Below are 4603 nucleotides of genomic sequence, written 5' to 3'. Positions count from 1 at the left end.
CTGGAATCCCTCGGTAAGCTGCCGCTGGCCCTGCTTTTCAATGTGAACCACCGCAGCCGACAAATTGTCGAACCATATCCGCTGAGGGACACCTTCCATTTGCTCAAAGCACTGCTTCATCGCTTCCAAAAAACATTCTTGGTTCTCGGCCGGTGTCGGATAGACAAACGCAGCATTACTATAGAGGAAGGACACCACAAGCAGCTTGTAGGTGAGCAGCTTCTGCGCTTGACTAAGCTGAACAGTGGTAAAATCCACCTGTACTTCTCCCGGAGGGTGCTCCAGAAGTTCTCAGCAAACCTAAACGATAGGAGGAATGTAAGGGGCTGACAAGTTCCTTTTTTTTGCATCTGATCTAAGCACTTTTACGCTGCAATTCTAGGCATTTTTAGTATGCAATAAACAGAACAAATCCGTACCGTATATCTACACGTCACTAAGACAATGAAAAAAGAGGCTTCCCAAAAGTTTAATGAGCTTATGAAAAATCTCTAATGTGTGCTGGATGCAACTGTAAGTTTCGCAATTGTGAGGAGCTCCATTTTAAGCTATACTTAATAAAAGGATGGTGATTAACATGAACTTCGTCAGAAAAATAACGAATAGTGATGCACTAAAGCATATTGTCGATCTTCCTGAGAACCTTCAAAATCAAGATGTGGAATTAATCATATTACCTATCGGAGATCACTCTTCATTTAAATATACCGCGCCCTCATCTCCCACTGCCAGAGGCGCTTTAAAACAATACGCCAATCTGGATTTAATGCAATACGAACAAGATGCTTGGGCAAAGGGTGTGCAAGAAAAGCATGAACATCGTTGATGCAAATATAATCCTGCGCTATCTGCTTCAAGATGCAATTCAATTCATTGATCAGGCCAGAGACAAGATTGAAAACCACCCTATTTTTATTCCGAACGAAGTCAGAGCCGCAGTCGTATACGTCTTGGAAAAGGTATACCGGATCGAACGAGTTCATATCTATGATACCTTGCAGAACTTACTTTCTTACGGCAATATAACAATGCATGACAAAAGTATTCTGGTTCAAGCTTTAAAAGTCTACAGTGAAATCAAAATCGATTTTGTTGACTCCTTGCTCTTCGCCTACTCGAAGATCAGTGGACATACCGTTTTCACATTTGACAAGAAGCTTAACCAAATGCTTGATGAACTACGCAACGCTTAATAAAATAGGCTTCTCACAAAGTTCGATCTGAACTCGTGAGAAGCCTATTTTTTATCCATGTGGTCAAAATGTGGTCAAATGACGTTTTCTAACTTGAGTTCCCTTGATACACAAGGGATTTCAGGCTAGTTTACATCATGCCGCCCATTTAGTTTTTATTGTGTTATGCGTCCATTTAGTTGTTTTTGTAGCGGCCAAACTGTGTGAAGTGTTCGTTATTGTGCATATATTTATCGTAAGTGGGTTAACATCTGGTTAACACGTTAACAACTAGCTATGGCTATATCTCAACTTGATAAAGGTTGAACAATATACGTATCCTTTTTCAATATATAAATCCTCAAGTTCTGAAACGATGTCCATGTCGACATTATGTTTACTGCACAGAACATTTAATAACACTACAAATCTCTTATACACCGCATCTTCTTCGTACTCACACTTCTTCAAAATAGATTCTAGAAGTCCATTGTTCTCTTCTGTGAATTCCGATACAACTATTTTCATTTTCATCACCTCCACCTAGAAGATTTATTACCTGCTATATCCAACACCAATTTACTATAATATGGATTATTGATCAAGATAAAAGAAGAAAATATGTAATTTATTGTATTTTAGTTCTTCAAATATAAATCCTTTCCCATCACCCTCCCTCCGAAATTAAAGGACATTACCATTTATCCTTTCATCTTCGTAAGTTATTAACATTTATATTTACAATCATATATTCATATATTATAGTGTAGTAGAAAGTTAAATTATTCCAAAGGGAGTGACGTTTCATGAAGAAGACTATTCTTTCTCTAACCGCTGTGCTTTCAATTTTTGCAAGTGTATCTCCTATTTATGCAGCTCCTGTTGCTGACTCTGCTTCGAAAGTATCGGTTAACGAGTTTGTATCAACCGAACCCACGGTGGATATCATTTATCAGTCCAAGGTACCGGATAATGGCGCATATATTTATGATGGTACTTATCCAATGCCTGAAATTTTTTTATCTAGCCTAAAGCCAGGTGAGCACAAAATAGTTAGATACGTTAAGCTACATCAAGGAGAAAAATTAACGATATTTTTTGGCGGGTATAGTATGACTTTAGCTGATGGCTCAAGAACTAACTTTTCTGAAGAAAATAAAATAATAGAAAAAATTGCTGATAAAGACGGAATCTATTCAGTCGAATTCAGTCTTCCAAAAGTTCCAGATTTAGATGTGAAGAAGTACCATATTCTCGGCGAACTTGCTATATAATTTTATGTAAACATAGGACATGGGTTTATGTATCCACCATATTGCATTTAGCGGGTAACCATGATAATTTAGTTACAACAGACCCCGCCCGCACCTCTCATCGATGTGTAACAGGGCGGGCCGTTTTTATAACGCAAAAGCCTCGGAGTGATCCGGAGCTTGTCTTTTTACGGACTATGAAACACAAAAAGAGCCGTGGGGCGAACACCCTTAACGGCTCTTTTTTCGTCTGTATGTAAAATCGCTGATTGCATTTTTATCATCTCCCCTTGACAAATCCTTGTTGCAACCATCTTACCAATATACGCGTTTTTTTGCAACCTAACCCGTCTAAAAATGATAAGAGCCTCAGGACTACTCCTGAGGCTCTTCGTCTTGCTCTTCATTTTCAGACGGGCTTTCCAGCCCTTCGCGTTCGATTTTCTCTTCGATGGCTCGCGTCACAAAATCATTGAGGCTTAATCCTGCCGCCTTTGCTGCTGCCTCATAGACCACCTTCCTCCCCTTAGGCACATAGGGATACAACCGGTCATAGTTGGCGGCTTTATTACTTTCGATGGTATGCACTGGGTGCATGAGAGGAAGAGTCCACAAAACGCCTGACGAGTCCCTGACGGAACGGGACGAAACCTAGCCGCACCTAGCGGCGATGGTCGCGGATATCCGAAATTAAAGGACATTATTATTGATCCTTTCCTCTTCGTAAGTTATTAAACATTTCTATGTACAATCATAATTTCATACATTATAATGTAATTGAATCAAATAATCCCAATAAGGAGTGACGTTTCCATGAAGAAGACGATTCTTTCTTTATTCGCTATGCTTGCAATCTCTGCAATTGCACCTACTATTTATGCATCTCCTGTTGTTGACTCTGCTTCGGAAGTATCGGTTAAAGAGGTTGTAACAACCGAACCCACGGTGAATATCATTTATCGGTCGGAGTTAGACGTACCGCGCGATTCCTTATCTTTTATTGATGGTAGAGATGTAAATGAAAAAGCAAGTGGTATTACTGACCATACTCTAAAGCCAGGTGAACGCAAAGTTAAATACTATCAGCTATCTCAAGGACAAAAACTACGTGCAGGTATTATGTGGTATAATGTGGTTTTACCTGACGGCTCAACAAAATGGGGAGTTACTACTGCGCCTAATGGAAAAGAAATCACTGCTGAAAAAGACGGGTACTATCTAGTCGAATACATCGCTCCAAATTCAGATGTACAGGAGTACAGTCTTGTCACTGGTTCTACAATTTATAAAAAATAATAGTTATGACAAAGATAGGTCATGGACTTCATTGCTCCGTGACCTTCAGAGTGTTAACGAAGCTCTATTTTATATGAAATGCCCGCACCTCTCATCGATGTGTAACAGGGCGGGCCGTTTTTATAGTAAGAAAGCCTCGGATCACTCCGGGGCTTTTGTTTTTGTAATCTCAAAAAATTGTCGTTTTCTGTCCCCATACATTGAAATATATGGTATGATAGACGAGCAATAGAAAGGCTTTATGGTGCGGTCGGCTAAATCTCCCGGAAGGGAGGTGACGCTACATGGAGATAAAAGACGCTTTGGCGCTTATGATTGACTTCGGTGTGTTTATCATTCTATTACTGACGTTAATCTTTACTGTCGTCATTGCTCTTTTGAACCATAAGAAATAGACCGCCCCAGTGGAATGGTTTGCGGTCTATTTCGTAAAACATACCCTATGCCGACCGCTCTTAAAGCGGCTATTGCTCGGGAGTCGTGTTACCAGCACGGCTCCTCTTATATTTATATCTTACCATGACGGGATTTATACGTCTAGGGGTGTTGTTCCCGCCCACATGCAGGAATGATCCCACGGCTCTTCATTTCGCCTGTAACCTTAACAGGAAAAATCTCCTTTATCGTCGAATCACTAATGATTACACAACGAAAGGAGAGATAACTGTGAGTGACAAAAGGCCTACTGTTCCGGGTTATGAGGAACGGTCCCACGACCATCCCCCAGCAAGAATAAGCAGTAAACCAATTGTAAAGCCTGATAATTCTGTTAGTCATCCGTCTTCTAGAAGTCTGGTGAAAAATAGGTTATCGAGGTCAGATTGAGCCGTAACAAGGACGGCAAAAAGCAAAGCGTAGTTGGGCGAGTAAATGTGTTGTGAG

At 40.4% G+C, this 4603-nt stretch carries 6 protein-coding genes and 1 pseudogene; 5 read left to right on the top strand and 2 right to left on the bottom strand.

Features of this window, described 5'->3' with window-relative positions; translation table 11 throughout:
* Positions 1-258 (bottom strand): annotated as a pseudogene (locus PPOP_RS09505) (IS21 family transposase); the annotation flags it as partial.
* Positions 259-577: 319 nt separating this feature from the next.
* Between PPOP_RS09505 and PPOP_RS09500 the strand changes: the two are divergent.
* The 3 genes from PPOP_RS09500 to PPOP_RS09485 all read left to right on the top strand — a co-directional run bounded on the left by PPOP_RS09500 (position 578) and on the right by PPOP_RS09485 (position 2446).
* Positions 578-826: a hypothetical protein gene (locus PPOP_RS09500; RefSeq protein WP_006286058.1), complete on the top strand. Its 249-nt coding sequence runs from the start codon at positions 578-580 to the stop codon at positions 824-826.
* Positions 813-1193, top strand: coding sequence for a PIN domain-containing protein (locus PPOP_RS09495; RefSeq protein WP_006286057.1), 381 nt, complete (start codon positions 813-815; stop codon positions 1191-1193). The genes PPOP_RS09500 and PPOP_RS09495 overlap by 14 nt, the downstream gene beginning before the upstream one ends.
* Before the next feature lie 785 nt (positions 1194-1978).
* A complete protein-coding gene (locus tag PPOP_RS09485; protein WP_006286055.1) occupies positions 1979-2446 on the top strand; it encodes a hypothetical protein in 468 nt (155 codons plus the stop codon).
* 354 nt (positions 2447-2800) lie between these two features.
* On the opposite strand, the gene PPOP_RS24115 is transcribed toward PPOP_RS09485, so the two are convergent.
* Positions 2801-2941 (bottom strand): hypothetical protein, encoded by a 141-nt coding sequence (locus PPOP_RS24115; protein ID WP_234399764.1) that lies wholly within the window; start codon positions 2939-2941, stop codon positions 2801-2803.
* 297 nt (positions 2942-3238) lie between these two features.
* Between PPOP_RS24115 and PPOP_RS09475 the strand changes: the two genes are divergently transcribed.
* Together PPOP_RS09475 and PPOP_RS24110 are read left to right on the top strand one after the other, a co-directional pair.
* Entirely contained in the window at positions 3239-3721 is a 483-nt protein-coding gene (locus PPOP_RS09475) for a hypothetical protein (protein ID WP_006286053.1), read from the top strand.
* 284 nt (positions 3722-4005) lie between these two features.
* A complete protein-coding gene (locus tag PPOP_RS24110; protein WP_234399763.1) occupies positions 4006-4116 on the top strand; it encodes a putative holin-like toxin in 111 nt (36 codons plus the stop codon).
* Positions 4117-4603: the final 487 nt, after the last annotated feature.

The organism is Paenibacillus popilliae ATCC 14706, assembly GCF_000315235.1.
Taxonomy (GTDB): Bacteria; Bacillota; Bacilli; order Paenibacillales; family Paenibacillaceae; genus Paenibacillus_B; species Paenibacillus_B popilliae.
The sequence above is the reverse complement of the archived record's forward strand: the minus strand, read 5'-3'. Positions and strand labels throughout refer to the sequence as shown.